Origin of the sequence: Ectothiorhodospira haloalkaliphila ATCC 51935 (assembly GCF_000633935.1) — a bacterium.
GTDB lineage: Bacteria > Pseudomonadota > Gammaproteobacteria > Ectothiorhodospirales > Ectothiorhodospiraceae > Ectothiorhodospira > Ectothiorhodospira haloalkaliphila.
Genome location: NZ_KK214996.1, coordinates 823939 through 847550, shown reverse-complemented (window position 1 = coordinate 847550; position 23612 = coordinate 823939). Strand labels below are relative to the sequence as shown.

The following is a 23612-nucleotide window of genomic DNA, read 5'->3' as shown; positions in this document are numbered from 1 at the left end:
GTGTGTCCTCGTTACCTTATTCTGTGAGCGCGACGGAGCTTTCCCGCTCCTGATAGCCGCCGAAGCCGTCGGGCACGATCTCGGTGATTGCGATGCGCGTGTCCGTGATCTGGTCGATGCGTCCGTGGTTCTGGCCCATGTAGTTGCCTTCCCGCACGCGCTGGATGTTGCGTTCCGGGGTGCGGATCAGGGCCCATTGCACGTTGTCCTGCTCCATGGTGCCCACCATGCGCAGGCTGTCCAGGGGGTATTGTTCCAGGAATTCCGGGGGACGGTCGGGGTCGATGGTGACATCGCTTTCCGGGCCTACCTCTTCGGTCACCCGGGTGGCGATCACGGAGCGGTCGAAGGGATCGCGTTCGTTGCCCGGGTAGATGAAGGTCTCCTGGGGCGGGATTTCCGGGATGGGTTCGATCTCGCCGCCGGGGCGCTGCTTGGTGCGCTCCACGTAGCGTTCCAGGTCGGAGATGTCACCGCCGCAGCCGGCCACGAGCAGGGCGATGGCCAGGGCTGCCACCAGCCAGCCCGGTCGCAGGGGCCTGGCCCGGGGGCGTGCGTGCGTGCGCTGTGCAGGATCAGTTATCGACATCATCCAGGTACCGGTAGGTCTTGGCGGTGGCTTCCATGGTCAGCCGTGTGGTGTCGCCATCCGGGCGCAGGGTGATGTCGTGGATGGTGACGATCCGGGGCAGGGCGGCGACGCCGCTGGTGAACTCGGCCACCTGTTCATAATTGCCCTTCATGCGCAGCCGGATGGGTTTCTCGGCGTAAAAGCCGCGGCGGCGCTCGTTTTCGGGGCGGAACAGGTCGATCTCCAGGCCGGCGGAGAGGCCGGTCTGGGAGACGTCCACCAGGAGGTTGGGGATCTCGGTGCGGCTGGGCAGTTGCCGCAGCATGGTGCCGAAACTGCGCTGCATCTCTTCCAACTGGGCCTTGTAGTCGTCCAGCAGGGCGGCGCGGCGCTGGCGGGTCTCGAACTGCTGGCGCAACTGGCTCTCCTGGGCCTGCACCCGTTCCAGTCGCTCCAACTGGTTTTTGGTGTCGAACCAGTAACCCAGGCCCAGGATGGCGGCGGCCACGATCACCAGCAGGAACACGCGCACCGCCAGCGGCGCGGTGCCTACGGTTTTCAGGTCGACGTTGTTGAGTTCGTTGAGGTCCTTGAGGTCCAGGCTGCCCAGTTTCATTACGAGGCCTCCTCGTCATTGTCCGGGCCGGGGTCGCGCTGGCTCACGGTGAGGCGGAAGTCGCTCAGGCGCACGCCGTTCTGTTCACGGGTTTCGATGACCTGGAGCACGGGGTCGTTGAACCAGGGGGAGCCCTCCAGGTTGCGCATGAAGGCGGATACCCGGGCATTGGATTCGGCCCGGCCGGTGATCTCCAGGGACATGTCCCGCTGGGTGAGGCCGGTGAGGTAGATGCCGTTGGGCAGGGTGTTGACCAGTTCATCAAACAACCGCACGGCCAGGGGGCGGCTGGCCTGGAGTTCCTGGATGATTTCCATGCGGTCCAGCAGGGCCTGGCGGGTGGATTCCAGTTCCTGAATCTCGCGGATCTGGCGGTCCAGGATGCGAATCTCGTTCTGCAGGAAGTTGTTGCGCTGTTCCTGGGCCTGGATCTGACCGTTGATGGCCACATGGGTGACAAAGACGATGATCAGGCAACCCAGGGCCACCAGGGCGGCGAGGACGGTGAATTCCTTTTGCTGTTCACTGCGCCGTTGCTCGCGCCAGGGGAGTAGGTTGATGTGCGACATCAGTCGAAGCTCCTCAAGGCGAGCCCGGCGGCGATCATGAGGGCGGGGGCGTCGTTGCCCAGGCGTTGCGGGTTGATGCGGCTGTGCAGCGCCATGCGCCCGAAGGGGTTGGCGATGCTGGTGGGGGTGCTCACCCGGCCTTCGATGACTTCGTCCACGCCGGGGATGGCGGCGCAGCCGCCGGCCAGCAGGATGTGCGAGACGCGATCATGGGGGCTGGCGGCGAAGAAGAACTGCAGGAAGCGGTTCACCTGCTGGGCCATGGTTTCCTTGAAGGGTTCCAGGATCTCGGGCACGTAGTTGTCCGGCAGGCCGCCTTCTTTCTTGGCTCGGCCGGCCTCCTCATAAGAGAGGCCGTAGCGGCGCATGATCTCTTCGGTGAGTTGCTTGCCGCCGAAGGACTGCTCGCGGGTGTAGATGAGGTGATCGTTCAGGAAGATGTTGATGGAGGTCATGGTGGCGCCCACATCCACCACGGCTATGGGGAGTTCGGTATCCAGGTCGGGGATCTGCTCGGTGACCAGTGGGTAGCTGTGCTCGATGGCGTAGGCTTCCACGTCCATCACTTTGGGGGTGAGGCCTCCAAGCTCGGCGGCAGTGACGCGCATGTCCACGTTTTCGCTGCGGGAGGCGGAGAGCAGGACCTCGACGGTTTCGGGGTTCTTGGGGGTGGGGCCGATGACCTCGAAATCCAGGTTCACTTCTTCCAGGGCGTAGGGGATGTACTGGTCGGCTTCGATCTGGATCTGGCCTTCCATCTCATCCGGCTTGAGGTTGGCCGGCATGTTGATGGTTTTGGTGATCACGGCGGAGGACGGCACGGCCAGCGCGCACAGGCGCGTCTTGCTGCCGGTTCGCTTGTAGGCCTTGCGGATGGCTTCGCCTACGGCTTCCACTTCCTGTATGTTCTTTTCCACCACCGCGCTGCCGGGGAGTGGTTCCACGGCGTAGGCTTCCACCCGGAGCTTGCCGGGCGAGCCCGCCAGTTCCACCAGTTTCACGGAGGTGGAGCTGATGTCGATGCCTATCAGCGCGGGGGTTTTGCGGCCGAGTCCTAACACGGTAACCCCTTATCTCATTGCGGCTCGAGGGTTGGATAGCTTATATTTTTTCATAAATACTAGTCCCAACTCCCGGTAATTACTACCGTAGTCTTCTGCAAAACGCGACCCCCTTCGGTAAGTGCCCGAGGGGCGGTGGTTTTAGGCGGATGACCTGCCGTCCGATGCCAATGACGGACCTTTTTGATGAAATTTTTCCTTGTATCCCTGCGCGTTTTTTTCTCCGCTGCCCTGGCGGCGCTCACCCTGGGCGTGCTCGTGGTGGCGGGGGCCTATGTCTACGTGGCACCCCAGATGCCGGAGGTGGATGGCCTGCGGGATGTGCAGTTGCAGGTGCCGTTGCGGGTGTTTACCCGCGATGGCGAGTTGATGGCCGAATATGGTGAGCAGCGCCGTGAGCCGGTGTCGGTGGATGAGGTGCCGGAGCTCATGCGCCTGGCCTTTCTGGCTGCCGAGGATGAGCGCTTTGAGGAGCACCCCGGGGTGGATGTGGTCGGCCTGACCCGGGCTGCGGTGAACCTGATCTCCACCCGGGAGAAGACGCAGGGTGGCAGCACCATCACCATGCAGGTGGCGCGCAACTTTTTCCTCGACCGGGACAAGACTTACACGCGCAAGATCACGGAGATCTTCGTCGCCATGCGCATCGAGCGGGAGCTTTCCAAGGATGAGATCCTCGAGCTCTATCTGAACAAGATCTTCCTGGGGCAGCGGGCTTATGGTGTGGGCGCTGCCGCGCAGATCTATTACGGCAAGGCGCTGGATGAGCTCACGTTGCCGCAGATTGCCATGATCGCGGGCTTGCCCCAGGCGCCTTCGGCAGCCAATCCCGTGACCAATCCGCGTCGTGCCACGGCCCGGCGCAATTATGTGCTGGGGCGCATGCATGACCTGGGCTATATCTCCACCGAGGACTTCGAGGCCGCCCGCCAGGCGCCCATCACGGCCCGGTTGCATTCCGCGGTGGTGGAGGTGAGCGCGGGGCACGTGGCCGAGATGGTGCGCATGGAGATGGTGGCACGGTATGGGGAGGCCGCCTATGAGGACGGTTATCGGGTGTATACCACCCTGGATCGGGACATGCAGGAGGAGGCCACCCGTGCACTGCGGCGGGGGTTGATCACCTATGATCGGCGGCATGGTTATCGGGGACCGGAGGCGGAAGTGGACCTGGATGAGTACCCGGGCGAGGCCGCCCGGGATCGCCTGTTGGCCGGGCACCCCCGTGCCGGGGGCGGGCTCTTGGCCGGGTTGGTCACCCAGGCGAGCAGCAACACCGCCACGGTGTATGTGGGGCAGGGTGAAGAGATCGAGCTGAACCTGGCGGCCATGGAGTGGGCGCGGCCCTATATCGATGCATCGCGGGTGGGCAATGCGCCGCAGCGGGTGTCGCAGGTGGTGAGCCCGGGGCATGTGATCCGGGTGATGCGGGGCGAGGGCGGCGAGGGCTGGTCGCTGGCTCAGGTGCCGGCGGTGGAGGGGGCGATTGTGGCCCTGGACCCGGAAGACGGGGCGGTGCGTGCCCTGGTGGGGGGGTACGACTTTTTCCGCAGCAACTTCAATCGGGCGGTGCGGGCCGAGCGTCAGCCGGGGTCGGCCTTCAAGCCGTTCATTTATTCGGCGGGCCTGGCCCATGGGCATTCGCCGGCCTCGGTGTTTAATGATGCGCCGGTGGTGGTGGCCGATATTTCCCTGGATGGGGACTGGCGCCCGCGGAATTACTCAGGGCGTTTTTATGGGCCCACGCGGTTGCGGGAGGCCCTGGCCCACTCCCGTAACCTGGTATCCATCCGGCTGCTGGACGAGGTAGGGGTGGAGCGCACGCTGGATTTCCTGGGGCATTTCGGGTTTGAGCGCTCGCGGCATCCGTCGGGATTGTCCCTGGCGCTGGGCAGTGGGTCGGTGACGCCGCTGGAACTCACCCGGGGCTTTGCGGTGTTTGCCAATGGCGGGTATCGGGTGGACCCCTGGTTCCTGGATCGTATCGAGGATCCGTATGGCGAGGTGGTGTTCCGCACCGTGCCGCGCCGGGTGTGCCCGCCGCCATGCCAGGTGCCGGCGCATCCGGATGGGGATCTGGTGGCGGTGGAAGGGGCCGCCCTGGATGGGTCGGCCGCCGGCACGCCCGCGTTCGTGCCGGCCGAACGCACCCTGCCGGCCACCAATGCCTATCAGATGGTGAGCATGCTGCAGGATGTGATCACCAGCGGCACGGGTCGCCGGGCCACGGCCCTGGGTCGGGATGATCTGGCCGGCAAGACGGGTACCACGAATGATCTGCGCGATGCCTGGTTCAGTGGCTTCAACGGGGATCTGGTCACGTCGGTGTGGGTGGGTTTTGATGACTATTCCTCCCTGGGGCGTCGGGAAACGGGTGCCTCGGCAGCCCTGCCGGTGTGGGTGGATTTCATGGGCAAGGCCCTGGAGGGGCGGCCGGAGCGGTTGCCGGAGGAGCCCCGGGGCATGGTCACGGTGCGCATTGATGCGGAGACCGGGAAGCGGGTGACCCACCGCACGCAGCGGGCAATCTTTGAAACCTTCACTCAGGATCAGTTGCCTCATCTTGGAGTGGAGGAGCGTTCCGGGCCCAGTCGGGATGAAGTGACGCCGGATCAGATTTTTTGAGGTGAGGGCCCGTTTTTCACCGAATCCAGGAGGCCTTCAATGTCCATCAATGACGTTCGTGTACGGCAGATGATCGCCGAAGAGGCTGCGCGCATCATCCTGGATGAGGGTGTGGTGGATTACCGTCTGGCCAAGCGCAAGGCCGCCGATCGCCTGGGGGCGGGGCAAACCCGCAACCTGCCCCGTAACACCGAGATCGAGGAGGCGGTGTTCGAGCGTCAGCGGTTATTCGAGGATGACGAGTCGCGGCAGCGGCTCACGCACCTGCGGCGGATGGCGGTGCAGGCCATGCAGTTGCTGGAGCCGTTCAATCCGCGTTTGGTGGGGCCGGTGCTGGCGGGGATCGTGAACGGGCGAGATGAGCTCACGCTGCATGTGTTTGCCGACAGCGTGGAGGAGGTGATCTTTTATCTACAGGATCGAGGGGTCACCTGGCGCAGTGACGAGCGTCGTCTGCGGGGTGCGCAGGGGCATGTGTTCTACCCGTGCATCGAGTTTGGTGCCGAGGGGGTGGATGTGGATGCGGTGGTGTTCCCCGTGGACGGCATCAGGCAGCCGCCACCGAGTCCGGTGGATGGGCGTCCCATGCGGCGCGCGGGGTTAAGGGAGGTGGAGCGGTTGCTGGAGGAAGTTTAATGGGGACGGATCAAGATCCGTCCCCACCACGACAATCTGGTTAGTCGTGGTACTTCCGACCTTCCTCGTGCACCGTTTCCACCATGGCGGCTACGTGCTCGGGGTTGATCTTGGGGTGGATGCCGTGGCCCAGGTTGAACACGTGGCCGCTGCCCTTGCCGAAGCCGGCCAGGATCTTCTTGGTCTCTTCGCGCACCTTCTCGGGCGAGGCGTACAGCACGGAGGGGTCCATGTTGCCCTGCAGGGCCACGCGGTCGCCGACGCGCTGGCGGGCTTCGTTGATTTCCACCGTCCAGTCCAGGCCCAGGGCGTCGCAGCCGGTGTCGGCCATGTCTTCCAGCCATTGAGCGCCACCCTTGGTGAACAGCACCACGGGCACGCGGCGGCCATCGGCTTCGCGGGTGAGCCCATCAACGATGCGCTGCATGTACTGCAGGGAGAACTTGCGGTAGTTCTCGGGGCTGAGGGCGCCGCCCCAGGTGTCGAAGACCATCACGGCCTGGGCGCCGGCGGCAATCTGGGCGTTCAGGTAGGCGATGACGGTGTCGGCCAGCACGCCCAGCAGGTGGTGCAGGGTGTCCGGGTCATCGAACATCATGCCCTTGAGCAGGGCGAAGTCCTTGGAGGAGCTGCCTTCCACCATGTAGGTGGCTAGGGTCCAGGGGCTGCCGGAGAACCCGATGAGCGGCACGCGACCGTCCAGTTCCTTGCGGATCAGGCGCACGGCGTCCATCACGTAGCGCAGTTTGTCTTCCGGGTCGGGCACGCCCAGGGCGCGGATGGCCTTGGCGTCCTGCACCGGGCGCTCGAAGCGCGGGCCTTCGCCTTCGGCGAAGTACAGGCCCAGCCCCATGGCGTCGGGGATGGTGAGGATGTCGGAGAACAGGATGGCGGCATCCAGCGGGAAGCGATCCAGCGGCTGCATGGTCACTTCGCAGGCCAGCTCCGGGTTTTGGCACAGGTCCATGAAGCTACCGGCGCGGGCGCGGGTTTCGCGGTATTCCGGCAGGTAGCGGCCCGCCTGGCGCATGATCCAGATGGGGGTGGTGTCCACCGGTTGGCGCATCAGGGCCCGGAGGAAGCGGTCGTTTTTCAGTTGGCTCATGAGTTCTCAGTGCAGTGGGGTTAAACTTCCGATTATACGAAGGGTTGGCTGCCGGAGTACATGGATGCGGGGCCGAATGACGACCTGAGTCAAGCGGGGGACTCAGGACAACCTTGCCTTCACCATGCCGCTCACCGCTCCCATGTCCGCACGACCCTGTAGCTTTGGCTTGAGCACGCCCATGACCTTGCCCATGTCGCGCGGGGATTCGGCGCCGGTCTCGGAGATGGCGGCTTCGATGTGGTCGCGGATCTCGTCTTCGGAGAGTTGCTGGGGCAGGTAGGTCTGGATGATGTCCAGTTCGGCCTGTTCCTTGGCGGCCAGGTCTTCCCGGTTGGCGTTCTGGTACTGGCTGATGGATTCGCGGCGCTGCTTCACCATCTTGTCCAGGGCGGCGAGGATCTGGGCGTCGTCCACTTCCGTGCGGGTGTCCACTTCCAGTTGCTTGATGGCGGACTGGATGAGGCGCAGGGTGCCCAGGCGGGGTTTGTCGCCGCTGCGCATGGCGGCCTTGGTGTCTTCGGTGAGGCGGGTCTTGAGGGGGGCGGCTTGGGTCATGGGTGTCGGTTACCTGGGCCGGCGCTGGACCTGTCCGCCGGCTGGCGACCGCACGACCGGGGGTGGGTCAGGGGCGAGGCCCTGAGAGGGATGCATTGACCAGGTCATGGCACCCCGCGCCAACGGGAGGCGGGCGCGGGGCTGGAATCTGTGCGGATGGCCTCAGTAAAGGCGTTCGCGACGACCGATTTCCTTGGACAGACGCTTCATCTGACGCTTGACCGCGGCAGCAGCCTTGCGCTTGCGCACTTCGGTCGGTTTTTCGTAAAACTCGCGGCGACGGACTTCCGTGAGCACGCCGGCTTTTTCGCAGGTACGCTTGAAGCGGCGCAGGGCCACCTCAAAGGGTTCGTTCTCTTTTACTCGTACATGAGGCATAGGGTCACATTACCGTTGTTCGGTTCCAGTATCGGGTTCAGGGCAAAGCCTCTCCACCTCCGGCGGAGAATCCAGCATTATAGTGGCCTTCCCGTCAAAATCCAAAGCCCTTAACAATAAAATGATTTTATCCACCGAATCCGCCCCCGCCCGGGATCTTTGTGTGCTGGGCATCGAGACCTCCTGCGACGAAACCGGGGTGGCCTTGTTCCATACCCGTCGGGGGCTTTTGGCCCATGCGCTGCACAGCCAGGTGGCCATGCATGCCGAGTATGGCGGCGTGGTGCCGGAGCTGGCATCGCGGGATCACGTGCAGCGGGTGTTGCCGCTATTGCGGCAGGTGATGGACCAGGCGGGGGTGAGTGCTTCCCAGGTGGACGGTGTGGCCTATACCGCCGGGCCGGGGTTGCTGGGGGCGCTGCTGGTGGGGGCCTCGGTGGGGCGCAGTCTGGCCTGGGCCTGGGGTGTGCCGGCAGTGGGGGTGCACCATATGGAGGGGCATCTGCTGGCGCCGCTGCTGGAGGAGCCGGCGCCCGAGTTTCCCTTCGTGGCGCTGCTGGTATCCGGTGGGCATACCCTGCTGGTGGATGTGCAGGGGGTGGGGCGGTATCGCATCCTGGGGGAGAGCCTGGACGATGCCGCCGGCGAGGCCTTCGACAAGACGGCCAAGCTGCTGGGTCTGGGCTATCCCGGCGGCCCGGCGTTGGCGCGGCTGGCGCAGCAGGGTGATCCGGGCCGGTTCCGGTTCCCGCGCCCCATGACGGATCGGCCGGGGCTGGATTTCAGTTTCTCCGGTTTGAAGACCCACGCCCTGACCACGCTTCGGGATACCCCGGCGGATGACACCCTGGCAGCGGATGTGGCCCGGGCCTTCGAGGACGCGGTGGTGGATACGTTGATGATCAAGTGTCGGCGCGCGCTGCGGGAGACGGGAGCCGGTCGTCTGGTGGTGGCCGGCGGCGTGGGCGCCAACCGGCGGTTGCGCGCGGCGCTGGCGCAGATGGCCGAGGCCGAAGGTGGGGCGGTGTTTTATCCGCGCATCGAGTTTTGCACCGACAATGGGGCGATGATCGCCCTGGCGGGCGCCTTGCGACTGGCGGCGGGGGCGTCGGCCGGACCGGAGATCGAGGCCCGGGCAAGGTGGTCGATCGAGGAGTTGAGTTGAAGGGAGCATGAGCCCCTCTCCCGCTGGCGGGAGAGGGGTTGGGGTGAGGGCAGGTGGACTTCAAAAAAGGTGTCAGTCACCTCTCTCAGCTCTTGCGGCCGATTTTGGGCTCTGTCCCCGCCAGGATGCGCTGGATGTTGCTCCAGTGACGCCAGTACAGCAGGATCATCATGATGCAGCCGGTCATGGTGAGCCAGAAGTCACCCAGGATGAGGGCGATCCAGATGGGGGTGAGGGTGGCGGCCACCAGGGCGCCCATGGATGAGATGCGGCTGATGCCGGCGGCGAGTAGCCAGGTGACCAGGGCCGCGACGCCCACGGCCCAATGCAGACCCAGCAGCACGCCCAGGCCGGTGGCCACGCCCTTGCCCCCCTTGAAACCGTGGTAGGCAGGGAACAGATGCCCCAGGAAGGCGGCCAGGGCCACCAGGGCCAGTGCCAGGCCGGAGAGGCCGAATGCCTGGGCGATCAGTACCGGTATCAAGCCCTTGAGCAGATCGCCCGTCAGGGTGATGATGGCGGCCTTTTTGCCGCCGGAGCGCAGCACGTTGGTGGCACCGGGGTTGCCTGAGCCCTGGGTGCGCGGGTCGGGCAGACCCAGGAGCTTGCAGGTGATGATGGCGGTGGATAATGAGCCGATCAGGTAGGCGGCGATGATCAGGATAATCTGGAGGATCATGATGAAACGGTATCCTTGCGACCGGGATCCGGTGGGTGATCTGGATGTGAGGGGATCATAACCGATGCAGGCGGGAGTTCTGAAAACAAAAAGCGGAAAAGGGGGCTGTCCCCTTGTCACCCTCATCCACGGCTGGGGGCTCAATGCCGGGGTGTGGGACGATCTGGTCCCGGCGCTGCAGGACGCGGGCCCGGTGCGGGCGGTGGATCTGCCCGGGCATGGACGACTGGCCGGGGAGGGGAGTCTGGGTGAGCTGGATGAGGTGGCCGATCGGGTGGTAGCTGCCGCGCAGGCCCCTGACGTGGATTCACCGGAATCCGATGCCCTGACGCTGATCGGCTGGTCCCTGGGCGCCCTGGTGGCCATTCGCGCGGCGAGTCGGCATCCCGACCGGGTGCAAAAGGTCATTCTGGTGGCCGGCACGCCCCGGTTCGTGCAGGGGGAGGGCTGGCCCCAGGCCATGCGTGGGCCGGTGCTGGATGCCTTTGCCCAGGGGCTGGCGGCCAATTATCGCACCACGCTGAACCGCTTTCTGGCCCTGCAGTTCCATGGGTTGGATAATGCCCAGGACGCCCTGCGTGGATTGCGGGCTAGGTTGCTGAGCGATCCGCCGGCGGAGCAGGCCCTGCATGAGGGGCTGGACTGGCTGCGCCATCTGGATCTGCGCGACGAGCTGGCGGCTCTGGAGTGCCCGGTGCATGCCATCCTGGGGGAATACGACACTCTGGTGCCGGCGGGCGTGGGTGAACAGCTCAGGGCCCTGCGACCCGACATGAAGACCCCCGTGATCGAGCGGGCCGGACATGCGCCGTTCCTGTCCCGGCCCCAAGCCTTTGAAGAGACCCTGCGGAGCCTTTTGCATGACTGATGCCTCACCCTATCGCCTGGACAAACGGCGGGTGCGTGCCACCTTCGACCAGGCGGCGTCCTCGTATGATGAGGCGGCGGTGTTGCAGCGGGAGGTGTGTTCGCGGCTGCTGGAGCGCTTGCAGTGGGTGAAGCTGGACCCGGCCCGGGTGCTGGATGCCGGGGCGGGCACGGGGCAGGGGGCCCAGGGGCTCAAGCGGCTGTACAAGGGCAGTCGGGTGGTGGCCCTGGATCTGTCGCCCGCGATGTTGCGGCTCACGGCCAAGGGGGCCGGCTGGTGGCGCAAGCCGGGGCTGGTATGCGCCGACGTGGAATCCCTGCCCTTTGCGGATGCCAGCTTTGACCTGATTTTCTCCAGCCTGACGGTGCAGTGGTGCAATGATCTGGACCGGGCTCTGGCGGAGTTTCGGCGGGTGCTTTCGCCCCAGGGGCTGTTGATGTTCACCACCCTGGGGCCGGATACGCTGGTGGAGCTACGTCGGGCCTGGGAGGTGGTGGATGGTCGCGCCCATGTGAATGCCTTCATGGACATGCACGATATCGGCGATGCCCTGGTGCGGGCGGGGTTTGCCGATCCGGTGATGGATGTGGAGCGGATGACGGTGACCTACCCGGATGTGCGGGGGTTGATGCGGGATCTGAAGGCGATCGGGGCGACCAATGCGTTGTCGGGGCGCGGGCGCGGGCTGACCGGGCCCGGGCGGTTGCGGGCGCTGGAGGCGGCTTATGAGGAATATCGGCAGGAGGGGCTGTTGCCGGCCAGTTATGAGGTGGTATACGGGCATGCCTGGGTGCCGGATGCGCCAGCGCCGAGCGGGTTGCCCAAGGGGGCGATTCCGATTCGGGCGGGGTGAGGGTGGGGTGGCTGCCCTGATCACTCACCCTTTTACCCCCATTAATTTCCTTTGTTCGCTTTCATTAATTCCTTGGATTAGAGTCAGGTTTTGCCGGCGGCCTTGAGCGGTCGCAATTTTCCACGGAAAGGTCTATACCTTTTCCAAGGGAATTCATAAGAGACCAGATCATGGCCCAGTCGAGCACCGCAGATGCAGCACGGCCAAGCGCGCCGGTTGCCCCCTCCGAGCAGTATAACTACGCCATCGTCAAGAAGTTTGCCATCATGTCCCTCGTCTGGGGCGTGCTGGGGATGGGCGTGGGGGTGTATATCGCCGCGCAGCTGGCGTTCCCGTTCCTCAACTTCGATATCGCACAGATCAGTTTCGGGCGATTCCGCCCGGTGCATACCACCCTGGTGATCTTCGGTTTTGGCGGTAACGCCCTGTTTGCCACCTCGTATTACGTGGTGCAGCGCACCTGTCAGACGCGACTGTTCGGCACCCGATTGGCGGAGTTCACCTTCTGGGGATGGAACGCGGCGGTGTTCCTGGGGGCGATCACCTACATGGCGGGCTTCACCCAGGGAAGGGAATACGCCGAGTTCACCTGGCAGATCGACATCCTCATCACCGTGGTCTGGGTGGCCTATTTCCTGGTTTACCTGATGACCCTGCTGCGCCGCACTCAGCCGCACATCTATGTTGCCAACTGGTTTTTCATGGCCTTCATCCTGGCCACGGCCATCCTGCATATCTTCAATAACCTGGCGGTGCCGGTGAGCCTGTTCAGCCTGGAGTCGTACTCCCTGTTCTCGGGGGTGCAGGACGCCATGACCCAGTGGTGGTACGGCCATAATGCCGTGGGCTTCTTCCTCACCGCGGCCTTCCTGGGGATGATGTATTACTTCGTGCCCAAGCAGGCGGGAAGGCCAATCTATTCCTACAGGTTGTCCATCGTGCACTTCTGGGCGCTGGTGTTCCTGTACATGTGGGTGGGGGCGCACCACCTGCACTGGACGGCCCTGCCGGACTGGGTGACCACCCTCTCGGCCACCTTCTCCATCCTGCTGCTCCTGCCCTCCTGGGGGGGCATGATCAACGGGGTGATGACCCTCTCCGGGGCGTGGGACAAACTGCGTACCGATCCGATCATGCTGTTCATGATCACCTCCCTGTCCTTCTATGGCATGGCCACCTTCGAGGGGCCGATGATGTCCCTCAAGAGCGTGAACGCCCTGTCCCATTACACCGACTGGACGGTGGGGCATGTGCACTCCGGGGCCCTGGGCTGGGTGGCGATGATCACCTTCGGCTCCCTGTATCACCTGATCCCGCGGCTGTGGGACACCAAGCTCTACAGCATCCGCCTGGTGTATGTGCACTTCTTCCTGGCCACCATCGGCATCGTGCTCTACATCGTTGCCATGTGGGTGGCCGGCATCGGCCAGGGCCTGATGCTCAGGGCCTTCGATGAGTTCGGGAACCTGTCCTACACCTTTATCGAGACGGTGGTGTTCCTGCATCAGCCCTATGTGGTGCGTGCGCTCGGCGGTGGGTTGTTCCTGGCCGGGATGTTGCTGATGGCCTTCAATATCTACAAGACCGTCATGCCCGTGCATCGCGCGTTGAAGGCGGCGGAGTCGCGGACCGCGGGTGGCGCCACGGCCACTGCCCGGGCCTGATCAGGGAGCCATAAGCAGCCATGAAGATGAAGCACGAAACCATCGAGACCAATGCAGGCCTGCTGGTCATTCTCACCCTGATCGTGATCAGTATCGGCGGCCTGGTGGAGATCGTCCCCCTGTTCTACATCGACGACACGGTGGAGGAAGTGGACGGGGTGCGCCCCTACACGCCGCTGGAGCAGCGGGGGCGGGATATCTATGTGCGCGAGGGTTGCTACAACTGCCATTCCCAGATGGTGCGGCCCTTCCGGGACGAGATGCTGCGTTATGGGCACTATTCCCTGGCGGCGGAGTCCATGTATGACCATCCCTTTCAGTGGGGCTCCAAGCGCACGGGGCCGGACCTGGCCCGGGTGGGCGGCAAGTATTCCAACGAGTGGCATGTGCGCCACCTGATCGACCCGAAATCAGTGGTGCCCGAGTCCATCATGCCGGGCTATCCCTGGCTGGCCCGGCGTGATCTGGCCTACGACGACATCGAGCGGCGCATGCGGGCCCTGCGGCGAGTGGGCGTGCCTTACTCCATCAACGAGGAGGAGTACCAGGCCAACGTGGAGCGTTTCGGCGAACAGACCGCGCGCATGCTGCATATCGATGATGCCCGGGAGAACCTGGAGGCCCAGGCGCGTCGGGGCAACTATGACGGCGATCCATCGCGCATCACCGAGATGGATGCCATGGTGGCCTATCTGCAGATGCTGGGCACGTTGGTGGATTTCAGTCAGTACGACGAGGGTTACTTCGTCGAATTTCGATGATGGGGTGTTGACGTGGCAGACCTCTGGCTTTGGATCACGGACCTGGGCAACAGCAAGATCGTGGCGCTATTGCTGTTCTTCAGCACCTTCGTGGGTATTCTCATCTATCTGTTTTCCAGTCGCAGTCGTTCGGATCGTCTTGAATCCTATCGTTATATTCCCTTCGACGATGAAGACACGCCTGAACAACGCGACCAGGACAGGAAGGACCGGCCATGAGCGAATCCGGACAATCACCTGAAGCTCCCGCCGGCAAGGGCGTGCCGACCACGGGTCACACCTGGGACGACAACCTGCGTGAACTGGATAATCCCTTGCCCCGCTGGTGGCTCTGGGGCTTTTATGCCACGGTGATCTTCTCCCTGATTTACTGGCTGCTGTATCCGGCCTGGCCGGTGGCCGACACCTTCACCAAGGGGCTGAGCACGGTCACCTTCGAGGTGGATGGCGAAGAGCGGACAACTCACTGGAACAGTCGCGCGCTGCTGGTGCGGGACATGCAGACCGGTGATTCCGCGCTGCGCCAGCGTGAGTTCTTGCAGGTGATTGACGATAGCACCCTGGACGAGGTGCTCGGCGATACCAACAAGCTGGCCTTCGTGAACTCCTATGGCCGGGGGATGTTCGGTGACTTCTGCGCCGCCTGCCATCAGACCGGCGGGGCGGGGCTCATGGGTGTGTATCCCAACCTGGCCGACGATAACTGGCACTGGGGCGGGGATGTGGAGACCATTGCCCAGACCATTACCCACGGGCGACTGGGGTTCATGCCTGATTACCGTGAGGTGCTGGACGAGCAGCAGCGGGACCATGTGGCGGCCTATGTGCTGAGTCTGGCGGGATATGAGGGGGATGCAGAGAAGATCGCCCGGGGCGGGGAGATCTTTCAGGGGCGTGAGGGTGGCTGCCATGCCTGCCATCGGCACGATGGCACCGGCCTGCGCTCCCAGGGGGCCCCGGACCTGACCAACGATATCTGGCAGAACATTGATGTGGCCGGCGCCGAGGACGATGCGGCCCGCCGCGCCCTGATCAGTCAGCTGGTTCACGACGGGGTGCGCCAGGAGATGCCGGCCTTTGGTGATCGCCTCTCCGATGCCGAGATCAAGGTGCTGGCCACCTATGTGCACCAGTTCGGGGGTGGTCAGTAGCGCGCATGCCCGACACTCAGTACCAGGCCCGTATTCCCATCTACCCCCGGGCCGTCAAGGGGCGTTTTCGCAACCTGAAGTGGAGTGTGCTCGCCCTGGCCTACGGGGTGTACTTCCTGCTCCCCTGGCTGCGCTGGGAACGTGAGCACGCAGCCAATCAGGCGGTGCTGTTCGATATCCCCGGGCGCCGTTTCTATCTCTTTGACCTGCTGGTGCACCCGCAGGACATCTTCTGGCTGGCGGCGTTGCTGATCATACTGGCGCTGCTGCTGTTCATGGTGACGGGCATTGCCGGGCGGGTGTTCTGCGGCTATTTCTGTTTTCAGACCCTGTGGACCGATGTGTTCATGCTCATCGAGCGCTGGGTGCAGGGGGATCGGGCGGCGCGCATGCGCCTCGCCCAGCAGGGCGGTCCCCGGGCCATGGCGCTCAAGGGGGCCACCCACGGGCTTTGGCTACTGGTGGCCTTTGCCACCGGGCTCACCTTCACCCTGTACTGGGCCAATGCCCCGGATCTGGTGGTGGCCTTCTTCACTGGTCAGGCGGCCTTTGCCGCCTATGCCACCACCGGGTTTCTCACCATCACCACCTACCTGCTGGCTGGCCTGCTGCGCGAGCAGGTGTGCACTTATATGTGCCCGTATGCCCGCTTTCAGAGTGTGATGTTCGACAAGGACACCCTGATCGTGTCCTACGATGCCGCGCGGGGGGAGGGCTCTGAAGGCCGCTCGAAGCCCGTGCGGGGCTTGCGCAGTCGCGAGGAGCGTCAGGCCAGGGGCTTGGGTGACTGCATTGATTGTGGCTATTGTGTGCAGGTGTGCCCGGTGGGCATCGATATCCGTGACGGGCTGCAGTACCAGTGCATCCACTGTGCCCTGTGCGTGGATGCCTGCGACACGGTGATGGATGGTCTGAAATGGCCCCGGGGGCTGGTGCGCTATACCTCGGAGAACGCCCTGGAGGGGCGGCGCACCCGGTACTTCAAGCCCAAGACGCTTGGCTATGCAGCGCCGCTGGTGCTGATCACGGTGTTGCTGGTGTTGGGCATCGCTCATCAGACGCCCCTGGATGCCTCGGTGAGCCAGGTGCGTCAGCCCCTGTTCGTGCAGCTATCGGATGGCTCCATCCAGAACAGTTATGAAATCCGCCTGCACAACAAGGCGCAGCACCCGGTGGTGCTGGAGTTGAGGCTCACCGGGCTGGACGGTGCGGCGCTGGACACGGGGCGTATCGAGCGGGTGAGCCTGATGCCGGAGCAGCGCACCACGTTGCTGGCAAGGGTGCGTTACGACGTGCCGGCGGGGGCGCCGCGGCAGCAGGGGGTGGTGTTCGAGGTGGTGCCGGTGGAGCCGGAGGGGATGGATGTGGTGCGGGTGGAGTCGCAGTTTATCTTGAGATGAGCGGGAGGCGGGCGCTGTGCCTGAATTGATAGCTACTTTCAGCAGGTTAACAACATCATGGATCCATTAGTCCTCACTCTCGGCCTGGGCGTCCTCGCGGGCATCGTCCTGTTCTTCGTGCTCTACCGCTTCACCCGGCTGCGGGCCTACCAGACCTCCCTGACGGTGCTGGTGTTCACCATGCTGGTGTTCATCCCCATCTCGGTGGTTTTCTGGCCCGGGGCGGATGTGTTTGCCATCCATCTGGCCTTTTATGTGATCACCCCCTACGGCCTGGGCATCATCATGAACCAGATCGAGAGCCAGAAAGGCCGGGGTGAGAAGGTGGGGCGACTGCAGGTGCACTGGGCGCCGGCCACGATCATCGGTTTTTTCCTGGTCATCGCCACGGTCAACGGCATCCTGGTGACTGTGGCCCACCAGGGTATGCCCAGTAATCTGGTGGGGCGCATCCTGCCGGAGCCGCGTAGCGGCGCTGAAGAGGTGACGTCCTTCTTCCCGGGCACTGCCGCCCACATCTCTCACAAGAATCAGGCCCTGGCCCAGGAATATATGCAACAGGCCAAGGTGCAGGCCGAGCGGGGTTGGCAGGTGCGCCAGGGGTGGCTGGAGGCGCCCCGGCTGGATGAGCTCAGCACCTTCCAGGTGAAGGTGACCGATCGGGAGGGTGAGCCGGTGCGCCGGGCGCAGATCGTGGGGGAGTTCATGCGGCCATCCGATGAGCGCATGGATCAGGTGTTCGAGATGCGTGAGGTGGGGCCGGGACTGTATCAGACGCAATTGCGCTTCCCGGCTCCGGGGCGCTGGGATCTGCTGCTGCAGGTGTACCGTGGTGAGGATCTCCATGAGCAGCGGGGCGTCACTTCCGTGAGGGAAGGGTGACCCGGGAGCCTTGTTACCACTGCGGCTTGCCTGTCCCCGAGGGCAGCCCCGAGGGCAGCAAACTCCGCCGGGTAGTGCTGGGGGAAGAGCGGGTCTTTTGTTGTCCGGGTTGCCTGGCGGTGGCGGGTGCCATTGTCGACGCCGGTCTGGAGGACTATTACCGGCATCGTACCGAGACCCCCGACGGCCCACCGGACCCGTTGGCGCCTCTGGCAGGCCTGGATCTTTACGATACCGAACAGGTACAGCGCAGCTTCGTGCATGTGGCCGAAGGGGATGTGCGCGAAGCCTCGCTGATGCTGGAGGGCATCACCTGTGCCGCCTGCGTGTGGTTGAGCGAGCGCCATGTGAAGGCTCTGCCCGGGGTGCTGGATTTTTCGGTGAACTATTCCACCCATCGGGCGCGGGCTCGTTGGGACGCCAGTCGGGTTCAACTCAGCCGGATTCTTCAGGCCGTCCATGAGATCGGTTACCGGGCCCATCCGTTTGATCCGGGGCGCCAGGAGGCCTCGTTCAAGCGTGAGAGGGACCGTGCCCTGAGGCGCCTGGCGGTGGCCGGGCTGGGCATGATGCAGGTGATGATGATTGCCGTGGCCCTGTGGCTGGGGCACGGCGTGGCCGGGCAGGAGGACATGATGCACTTCCTGCGCTGGGTGGCCCTGTTCATTGCCACGCCAGTGGTGGTGTATGCGGGTGCCAGCTTCTTCACCTCGGCCTGGCGGGATGTGCGCCAGCGTCGCTTGGGGATGGATGTGCCGGTGGCCCTGGCCATTGGTTCCACTTATCTGGCCAGCGTGTGGGCCACGGTCACCGGCAGCCATGAGCATGTGTATTTCGAGTCGGTGACCATGTTCGTCTTCTTCCTGCTCACCGGTCGTTACCTGGAGATGGCAGCGCGCCAGCGGGCCGGCCAGGCCACGGAGGCACTGGGTCGGCTGTTGCCGGCGGTGGCCACGCGTCTGATCGACACGGGGGAGGAGCAGGTGTCTGTGACGGAGCTTTTACCGGGGGATCGGGTGCGCATTCGCCCGGGTGAGCCGGTGCCTGCCGACGGTGTGGTGGAGTCCGGGCGCTCCAGCGTGGATGAGTCCCTGCTGACGGGGGAGAGCCTGCCCAGGGCGCGGGCACGGGGCGATGGGTTGACCGGGGGCACGGTGAACGTGGAGAGCCCGCTGGTGATGCGGGTGGAGCAGGTGGGCGCCGATACGGTGCTCTCGGCCATCCAGCGCCTGCTGGATCGCGCCCAGACTCAGAAGCCGCGCCTGGCGGTGATGGCGGAGCGCGGCACCGGCTGGTTCGTGGGGGCGGTGCTGGTGCTCACGGTCCTGGTGGGGTTGGTGTGGTGGTTGTGGATTGATCCGGCCCGGGCTTTCTGGGTGATGGTGGCCATGCTGGTGGTGAGCTGCCCCTGCGCCCTGGCCCTGGCCACGCCGGCGGCGATCACGGCCGCCACCGGGGCGTTGACCGGCCGGGGCCTGCTCACCGCCCGGGGAGAGGCCCTGGAGGGGCTGGCCGGTGTGACCGATGTGGTGTTCGACAAGACGGGGACGCTGACCGAGGGGCGGTTGAGTCTGCGCGGGGTGGAGGTGCTGGGGGCCCTGGATCGTGGTGCCTGTCTGCGGATGGCTGCGGCGCTGGAGGTGGGGTCGGGGCATCCGGTGGCGAGGGCGTTGCTGCAGGCGGCGGAGGATGAGGCGACTGCCGGGGCTTGTGAGGCTTCGACATTCGCGGCCGAGGGCCGCTCCCACGGGGGCGGAGTTCTGGCCCCGGAGGCCGGTGCTGATGGGGATGGCATGTGGGAGCGGCCCTCGGCCGCGAAAGGGGAGGCACCGGACGATGACGGGCCCCGGACCTTCCCGGGCCTGGGTGTCGAGGGCTGGGTTCATGGTAGGCGGGTGCGCCTCGGCAGTCCCCGGTTTGTGGCGCAGCTGATCGGTGGCGAAGCGGGGGATCGTCTGATCGAGATGGCCCGTCGCCACGCCGACCAAGGTACTGTCATCGCCCTGGGTGACGAGGCCGGCCCGCTGGCCCTTTTCACCCTGGAGGACCGGCTGCGGCCCGATGCCCTGCCCACCGTGGAGGCCCTCAGGGAACGCGGCCTGAACCTGCATGTCTTCTCGGGTGATGATCCGGCCACGGTGAAGCGCCTGGCCGAGGGACTGGGCATCGAGGATGCCCGGGGCGGCCTCACCCCCGCCGACAAGCTGGCCGCCCTGGAGGCCCTGGAGGCGCAGGGCGCCCGGGTGGCCATGGTGGGGGATGGGGTCAATGACGCGCCGGTGCTCTCCCGGGCCACGGTATCGGTGGCCATGGCCGGGGGCACTCAGCTGGCGCAGGCCAGCGCCGACATGATCCTCTACCGGGATCAGCTTTCGGTGCTGCCGGCAGGGCTGGACAAGGCCCGGGAGACGGCGCGGGTGATCCGCCAGAACATCGGCTGGGCCATTGGCTACAATTCCATTGCATTGCCCGTGGCGGCTGTGGGGCTCATCACCCCCTGGATTGCGGCGCTGGGGATGTCCCTGAGCTCGCTGCTGGTGGTGGTGAATGCCCTGAGGCTGCGCGATCAGGGTCTGACGGGCGGGAGTGAGGGCGCATGAACATTCTTTACTTGCTGATCCCTCTGGGGATCATCTTCATGGCAGTGATCCTGGCGGCGTTCCTGTGGACGGTGCGCGCCGGGCAGTATGATGACATGGAGGGTCCGGCCCACCGGATCCTCATGGATGACGATGACCCGAGGATCCCGCGTCGGGATCCGGCATCCCGGGAAACCCGGGAGGAGGACAGGTGATGCTCGACAGGTTGAACGAATGGGTCGCGGCGGCCCGCCGCCTACCGGTGCTCAGACACCCCATGTTCAGTTTCGAGAACGGGGCGATGACCTTCATCGTGTTCCTGATCATCCTGGGCTGGGTGAGCTTTTTCTCGGTGATCCTGCTGGGATAGCCCCCCAAAAGGGGTGCCTCCATTCCCAAGGCGCAACCGTGTGGGAGCGGGCCTCGCCCGCGAAAGCGGTGGGCACATGGTTTGGTTCGGGCGCTGCTGTCGCAGCGCGTCGCCGGCGGGCCGGCTCCCTATCAGGGGGTGCAGGAGACAAGGGGCGAACCCCATGCATTTTGCTTTACAAGCCCCTCTCCCGCTGGCGGGAGAGGGGTTGGGGTGAGGGTGGAGGAGCGCTGATCAGGCCGCCATGGCCTTGCGTAACTTGCCGATGGCGTTGTTTTCCAGTTGCCGGATGCGTTCGGCGGATACGCTGTATTCGGCGGCCAGTTCGTGCAGGGTGGCTTTGTCTTCGGCCAGCCAGCGCCGGGCCAGGATCTGGCGGCTGCGGTCGTCCAGGGCCTCCATGGCTTGCTGCAAGCGGGTGTGGTGGTAGCTGTCCCAGTCGCTGCGCTCCAGGGCCTGGGCCGGGTCGTCAGTGTGGTCGGTCAGGGACTCGGACGGGGGCAGGTAGGGGGTGTCGTCGTCCTGGGGTTCCGGGTCGAAGCTCATGTCCTGTCCGGCCATGCGCGACTCCATCTCCATGACCTCGCGGGGGGTGACGCCCAGATCCCGGGCCACGGTGTCCACTTCTTCCTGGCTGAACCAGCCCAGGCGCTGCTTGGCGCTGCGCAGGTTGAAGAACAGCTTGCGCTGGGCCTTGGTGGTGGCCACCTTGACGATGCGCCAGTTGCGCAGCACGAATTCGTGGATCTCGGCGCGGATCCAGTGCACGGCGAACGAGATCAGGCGCACGTTCATTTCCGGATCAAACCGCTTCACCGCCTTCATCAGGCCGATGTTGCCCTCCTGGATGAGATCCCCCAGGCCCAGACCGTAGCCGGAGTAGCCCCGCGCGATGTGCACCACGAACCGCAGGTTGTGCATGACCAGCGTGCGCGCCGCCTCCAGATCCTGGTGGTCGCGCAGGCGACGGGCCAGCGACTTTTCATCGTCGGCCTCCAGCACGGGCAGCTGATTGACCGCCTGGATGTAGCTCTCCAGGTTGCCGACCGGTACGGCCAGATTGTCTTTCGTGGCGACTAGCGCGGTGTTCATCGTTGGCGTCCTCCCCATTCCTGCCGGAATGCCGTGATTTTAGCAGTCTGCTCGTTGGAGTGCTAACCGGTGGGGGAGTTCCTGCAAATTGTAGGGTCCAAAAAGGGGGGCTGTTCCCTTTCTTGCTTTTTTGCTTGTGGGAGCGGGCCTTGCCCGCGAAAGCGGCGGGTAGATGGCCTGGCCCGGGCGCTGCTGGCGCAGCGCATCGCCGGCAGGCCGGCTCCCACAGGGAGGCGCCAACAAGAAGGTAGACAAGATGCCTGTCCCCATTCAGCGTCCCATTCTCGCCGGCAGGCCGGCTCCCACAGGGAGGCGCCAACAAGAAGGTAGACAAGGTGCCTGTCCCCATTCAGCGTCCCATTTAGAAAAGGTGTCTATCCTCTGAGGGGGTCAGGAGGGTTCGATGTGCTTGAGGTGGCGGCCTACGGTGATCCAGGAGCCGGCGAGGCCGAGGAGGGCTCCGGTGGCCAGGAGGGTGAGGCTGTCGGTGGGGGTGAGGCCGCGGATGCCGTACTGGCCGCCGTAGAGGGCGGCCAGATCCTGTACCGGGTAGGTCAGCAGGATGCGGGTGGTGGCGACGATGAGCAGGGCGATGAGGGCGCCGCCCAGGCCCAGCCAGAGGCCGCCGTAGAGGAAGGGGCGGCGGATGAAGGCGTCGGTGGCGCCCACCAGCTTGGCTACCTCGATCTCCTCGCGGCGGTTCTGGACGTCCAGACGGATGGTGTTGCCCACCACCAGGATCACCCCCAGCCCCAGCAGCAGCGCTAGGATCAGGGTGGTGCGCTCCAGGGTGTCCATGATGGCGTAGAGGCGCTGCACCCATTGCATGTCCAGGCTGGCGCTGTCCACCTCCGCAAGTTCATTCAGGGAGGCCACCAGGGCCTCCAGGTTGGCCGGGGTCTGGGTGTCCAGGGCCGGAGTGACCAGGATGACGGCCGGTAACGGATTCTCCCCCAGGGCATCCACGGCGTCACCGAACCCGGAATGGGTGCGAAACTCCTCCAGGGCCTGATCCCGGGTGATCCCTTCGGTGGTGGCCACGTCGGCGCGCTGGGCCAGGCGGGTGGCCAGGGCCGGGACATCGTCATCCGCCACGGAAGACGCCAGGAAGACGGAGATCTGCGCGGTGCGGTCCCACTGGGGCGTGACCTGCTGCAGATTGACCAGGATGAGGTACAGGATGCTGGGCAGGGTGAGCGCGATGGCGATCACCAGCAGGGTGAGCAGGCTGGAGAAGGGGGCCCGATAGAGCTTGCCCAGGCTGAACACCAGGGCCCGCAGATGATTGATCCCGTAGGCCTGGAAGCGGGCATGGGTGGTGGGACGGTTGAGCCGCCGGCGTGACCTGGAACTCATGCGGGCTCCGGCTGGGCTTCGCGCTGCAGGCGTCCCTCGTGCAGGCGCACCATGGGCTTGCCCAGGCTGGAGATGAGTTCCAGGTCGTGGCTGGCGATCATCACCGTGGTGCCCACCTGGTTGAAACGGATGAACAGTTCCATGATCTCCCGGGACAGATCCGGGTCCAGATTGCCGGTGGGCTCGTCGGCCAGGAGGATGGCCGGTTTGTGCACCACCGCCCGGGCGATGCCCACCCGCTGTTGTTCGCCGCTGGATAGGGTGATGGGGGCAGCGCCTTCCTTGTGCAGCAGGCCCACCCGGTCCAGGGCGGCGCGGGCCCGGCGAGCGATCTCGTGCTGCCGGTAGCCCTGGATCACCAGGGGCAGGGCCACGTTGTCGAAGACGCTGCGGTCATGCAGCAGGTGGTGATCCTGGAAGATGATGCCGATCTGACGACGAAAGTAGGGGACCTGCCGGGGGGCGAGCCCGGCCAGGTCCTGATCATTGACGATGAGACGCCCACGGGTGGGCCGCTCGATCAGGGCGATCAGCTTGAGCAGGGTGCTCTTGCCGGCCCCGGAATGGCCGGTGAGAAAGGCCATGGCGCCCTTGTCCAGCTTGAGATTGATGCGGGACAGGGCCTCATGGCCGGTGGGGTAGCGCTTGGTGACGTTCTTCAGGTGGATCATGG

25 protein-coding genes are annotated in these 23612 nt (G+C 64.9%); 14 read left to right on the top strand and 11 right to left on the bottom strand.

Annotated elements, in window-relative coordinates:
- Window positions 1-16 precede the first annotated feature (16 nt).
- From ECTHA_RS0105825 to ECTHA_RS0105810, 4 genes are read right to left on the bottom strand one after another with little or no spacing between them, the layout of a single operon-like run.
- Entirely contained in the window at window positions 17-583 is a 567-nt protein-coding gene (locus ECTHA_RS0105825) for a pilus assembly protein PilP (protein WP_419398030.1), read from the bottom strand.
- Entirely contained in the window at window positions 576-1187 is a 612-nt protein-coding gene (locus ECTHA_RS0105820) for a type IV pilus inner membrane component PilO (RefSeq protein ID WP_025282882.1), read from the bottom strand. The genes ECTHA_RS0105825 and ECTHA_RS0105820 overlap by 8 nt, the downstream gene beginning before the upstream one ends.
- Window positions 1187-1756 (bottom strand): PilN domain-containing protein, encoded by a 570-nt coding sequence (locus tag ECTHA_RS0105815; RefSeq protein ID WP_025282881.1) that lies wholly within the window; start codon window positions 1754-1756, stop codon window positions 1187-1189. Before ECTHA_RS0105815 ends, ECTHA_RS0105820 begins: the two co-directional genes overlap by 1 nt.
- Complete coding sequence (locus tag ECTHA_RS0105810; RefSeq protein ID WP_025282880.1) at window positions 1756-2817, bottom strand: pilus assembly protein PilM; 1062 nt, start codon at window positions 2815-2817, stop codon at window positions 1756-1758. The genes ECTHA_RS0105815 and ECTHA_RS0105810 overlap by 1 nt, the downstream gene beginning before the upstream one ends.
- Before the next feature lie 186 nt (window positions 2818-3003).
- Here ECTHA_RS0105810 and ECTHA_RS0105805 point away from each other — a divergent pair, with 186 nt between their 5' ends.
- Together ECTHA_RS0105805 and ECTHA_RS0105800 are read left to right on the top strand one after the other, a co-directional pair.
- Window positions 3004-5442 carry a penicillin-binding protein 1A gene (locus ECTHA_RS0105805; RefSeq protein WP_026623584.1) on the top strand — a complete coding sequence of 813 codons (2439 nt, stop codon included), beginning with the start codon at window positions 3004-3006 and terminating at the stop codon, window positions 5440-5442.
- A gap of 39 nt (window positions 5443-5481) precedes the next feature.
- Window positions 5482-6078, top strand: coding sequence for a hypothetical protein (locus tag ECTHA_RS0105800; RefSeq protein ID WP_025282872.1), 597 nt, complete (start codon window positions 5482-5484; stop codon window positions 6076-6078).
- Between the two features lie 40 nt (window positions 6079-6118).
- On the opposite strand, the gene hemE is transcribed toward ECTHA_RS0105800, so the two are convergent.
- From hemE to rpsU, 3 genes are all read right to left on the bottom strand, one after another.
- The gene (gene hemE, locus ECTHA_RS0105795) at window positions 6119-7183 is read right to left on the bottom strand and encodes a uroporphyrinogen decarboxylase (protein ID WP_025282871.1); all 1065 of its coding nucleotides are present in this window, start codon (window positions 7181-7183) and stop codon (window positions 6119-6121) included.
- Between the two features lie 102 nt (window positions 7184-7285).
- Window positions 7286-7741, bottom strand: a complete 456-nt coding sequence (locus ECTHA_RS0105790) for a GatB/YqeY domain-containing protein (RefSeq protein ID WP_025282870.1) — start codon at window positions 7739-7741, stop codon at window positions 7286-7288.
- 162 nt (window positions 7742-7903) lie between these two features.
- The gene (gene rpsU, locus ECTHA_RS0105785; RefSeq protein WP_025282869.1) at window positions 7904-8119 is read right to left on the bottom strand and encodes a 30S ribosomal protein S21; all 216 of its coding nucleotides are present in this window, start codon (window positions 8117-8119) and stop codon (window positions 7904-7906) included.
- A gap of 121 nt (window positions 8120-8240) precedes the next feature.
- On the opposite strand from rpsU, the gene tsaD reads away from it, so the two are divergent.
- Window positions 8241-9284 (top strand): tRNA (adenosine(37)-N6)-threonylcarbamoyltransferase complex transferase subunit TsaD, encoded by a 1044-nt coding sequence (gene tsaD / locus ECTHA_RS0105780; protein ID WP_051582583.1) that lies wholly within the window; start codon window positions 8241-8243, stop codon window positions 9282-9284.
- 85 nt (window positions 9285-9369) lie between these two features.
- Here tsaD and plsY read toward each other — a convergent pair whose 3' ends face one another.
- A complete protein-coding gene (gene plsY / locus ECTHA_RS0105775) occupies window positions 9370-9963 on the bottom strand; it encodes a glycerol-3-phosphate 1-O-acyltransferase PlsY (RefSeq protein WP_025282867.1) in 594 nt (197 codons plus the stop codon).
- 64 nt (window positions 9964-10027) lie between these two features.
- On the opposite strand from plsY, the gene bioH reads away from it, so the two are divergent.
- The 11 genes from bioH (at window position 10028) to ECTHA_RS19840 (ending at window position 20491) form a co-directional block, all read left to right on the top strand.
- Window positions 10028-10831, top strand: coding sequence for a pimeloyl-ACP methyl ester esterase BioH (gene bioH, locus ECTHA_RS0105770; RefSeq protein WP_025282866.1), 804 nt, complete (start codon window positions 10028-10030; stop codon window positions 10829-10831).
- Window positions 10824-11684 (top strand): malonyl-ACP O-methyltransferase BioC, encoded by an 861-nt coding sequence (bioC, locus tag ECTHA_RS0105765; RefSeq protein ID WP_025282865.1) that lies wholly within the window; start codon window positions 10824-10826, stop codon window positions 11682-11684. The genes bioH and bioC overlap by 8 nt, the downstream gene beginning before the upstream one ends.
- Before the next feature lie 170 nt (window positions 11685-11854).
- Entirely contained in the window at window positions 11855-13348 is a 1494-nt protein-coding gene (gene ccoN, locus ECTHA_RS0105760; RefSeq protein ID WP_025282864.1) for a cytochrome-c oxidase, cbb3-type subunit I, read from the top strand.
- A gap of 26 nt (window positions 13349-13374) precedes the next feature.
- Window positions 13375-14109, top strand: a complete 735-nt coding sequence (gene ccoO, locus ECTHA_RS0105755; RefSeq protein WP_025282863.1) for a cytochrome-c oxidase, cbb3-type subunit II — start codon at window positions 13375-13377, stop codon at window positions 14107-14109.
- A gap of 12 nt (window positions 14110-14121) precedes the next feature.
- The gene (locus ECTHA_RS0105750) at window positions 14122-14328 is read left to right on the top strand and encodes a cbb3-type cytochrome oxidase subunit 3 (RefSeq protein WP_025282862.1); all 207 of its coding nucleotides are present in this window, start codon (window positions 14122-14124) and stop codon (window positions 14326-14328) included.
- Window positions 14325-15260, top strand: coding sequence for a cytochrome-c oxidase, cbb3-type subunit III (ccoP, locus tag ECTHA_RS0105745; RefSeq protein WP_025282861.1), 936 nt, complete (start codon window positions 14325-14327; stop codon window positions 15258-15260). Before ECTHA_RS0105750 ends, ccoP begins: the two co-directional genes overlap by 4 nt.
- Before the next feature lie 5 nt (window positions 15261-15265).
- On the top strand, window positions 15266-16660 hold the full coding sequence (gene ccoG / locus ECTHA_RS0105740) for a cytochrome c oxidase accessory protein CcoG (protein WP_025282860.1): 1395 nt from the start codon (window positions 15266-15268) through the stop codon (window positions 16658-16660).
- Window positions 16661-16717: 57 nt separating this feature from the next.
- Window positions 16718-17542 carry a FixH family protein gene (locus tag ECTHA_RS0105735; protein ID WP_026623581.1) on the top strand — a complete coding sequence of 275 codons (825 nt, stop codon included), beginning with the start codon at window positions 16718-16720 and terminating at the stop codon, window positions 17540-17542.
- Window positions 17539-20142 (top strand): heavy metal translocating P-type ATPase, encoded by a 2604-nt coding sequence (locus ECTHA_RS17195; protein ID WP_025282859.1) that lies wholly within the window; start codon window positions 17539-17541, stop codon window positions 20140-20142. Before ECTHA_RS0105735 ends, ECTHA_RS17195 begins: the two co-directional genes overlap by 4 nt.
- Window positions 20139-20336, top strand: a complete 198-nt coding sequence (gene ccoS, locus ECTHA_RS0105725) for a cbb3-type cytochrome oxidase assembly protein CcoS (RefSeq protein WP_025282858.1) — start codon at window positions 20139-20141, stop codon at window positions 20334-20336. Before ECTHA_RS17195 ends, ccoS begins: the two co-directional genes overlap by 4 nt.
- Window positions 20336-20491 (top strand): hypothetical protein, encoded by a 156-nt coding sequence (locus ECTHA_RS19840; protein WP_156946814.1) that lies wholly within the window; start codon window positions 20336-20338, stop codon window positions 20489-20491. The genes ccoS and ECTHA_RS19840 overlap by 1 nt, the downstream gene beginning before the upstream one ends.
- A gap of 234 nt (window positions 20492-20725) precedes the next feature.
- On the opposite strand, the gene rpoH is transcribed toward ECTHA_RS19840, so the two are convergent.
- The 3 genes from rpoH to ftsE form a co-directional block, all read right to left on the bottom strand.
- Window positions 20726-21583 carry an RNA polymerase sigma factor RpoH gene (rpoH, locus tag ECTHA_RS0105715; protein WP_025282857.1) on the bottom strand — a complete coding sequence of 286 codons (858 nt, stop codon included), beginning with the start codon at window positions 21581-21583 and terminating at the stop codon, window positions 20726-20728.
- A gap of 390 nt (window positions 21584-21973) precedes the next feature.
- Window positions 21974-22939, bottom strand: coding sequence for a permease-like cell division protein FtsX (gene ftsX, locus ECTHA_RS0105710; RefSeq protein WP_025282856.1), 966 nt, complete (start codon window positions 22937-22939; stop codon window positions 21974-21976).
- Window positions 22936-23610: a cell division ATP-binding protein FtsE gene (gene ftsE, locus ECTHA_RS0105705; protein WP_025282855.1), complete on the bottom strand. Its 675-nt coding sequence runs from the start codon at window positions 23608-23610 to the stop codon at window positions 22936-22938. Before ftsE ends, ftsX begins: the two co-directional genes overlap by 4 nt.
- Window positions 23611-23612 lie beyond the last annotated feature (2 nt).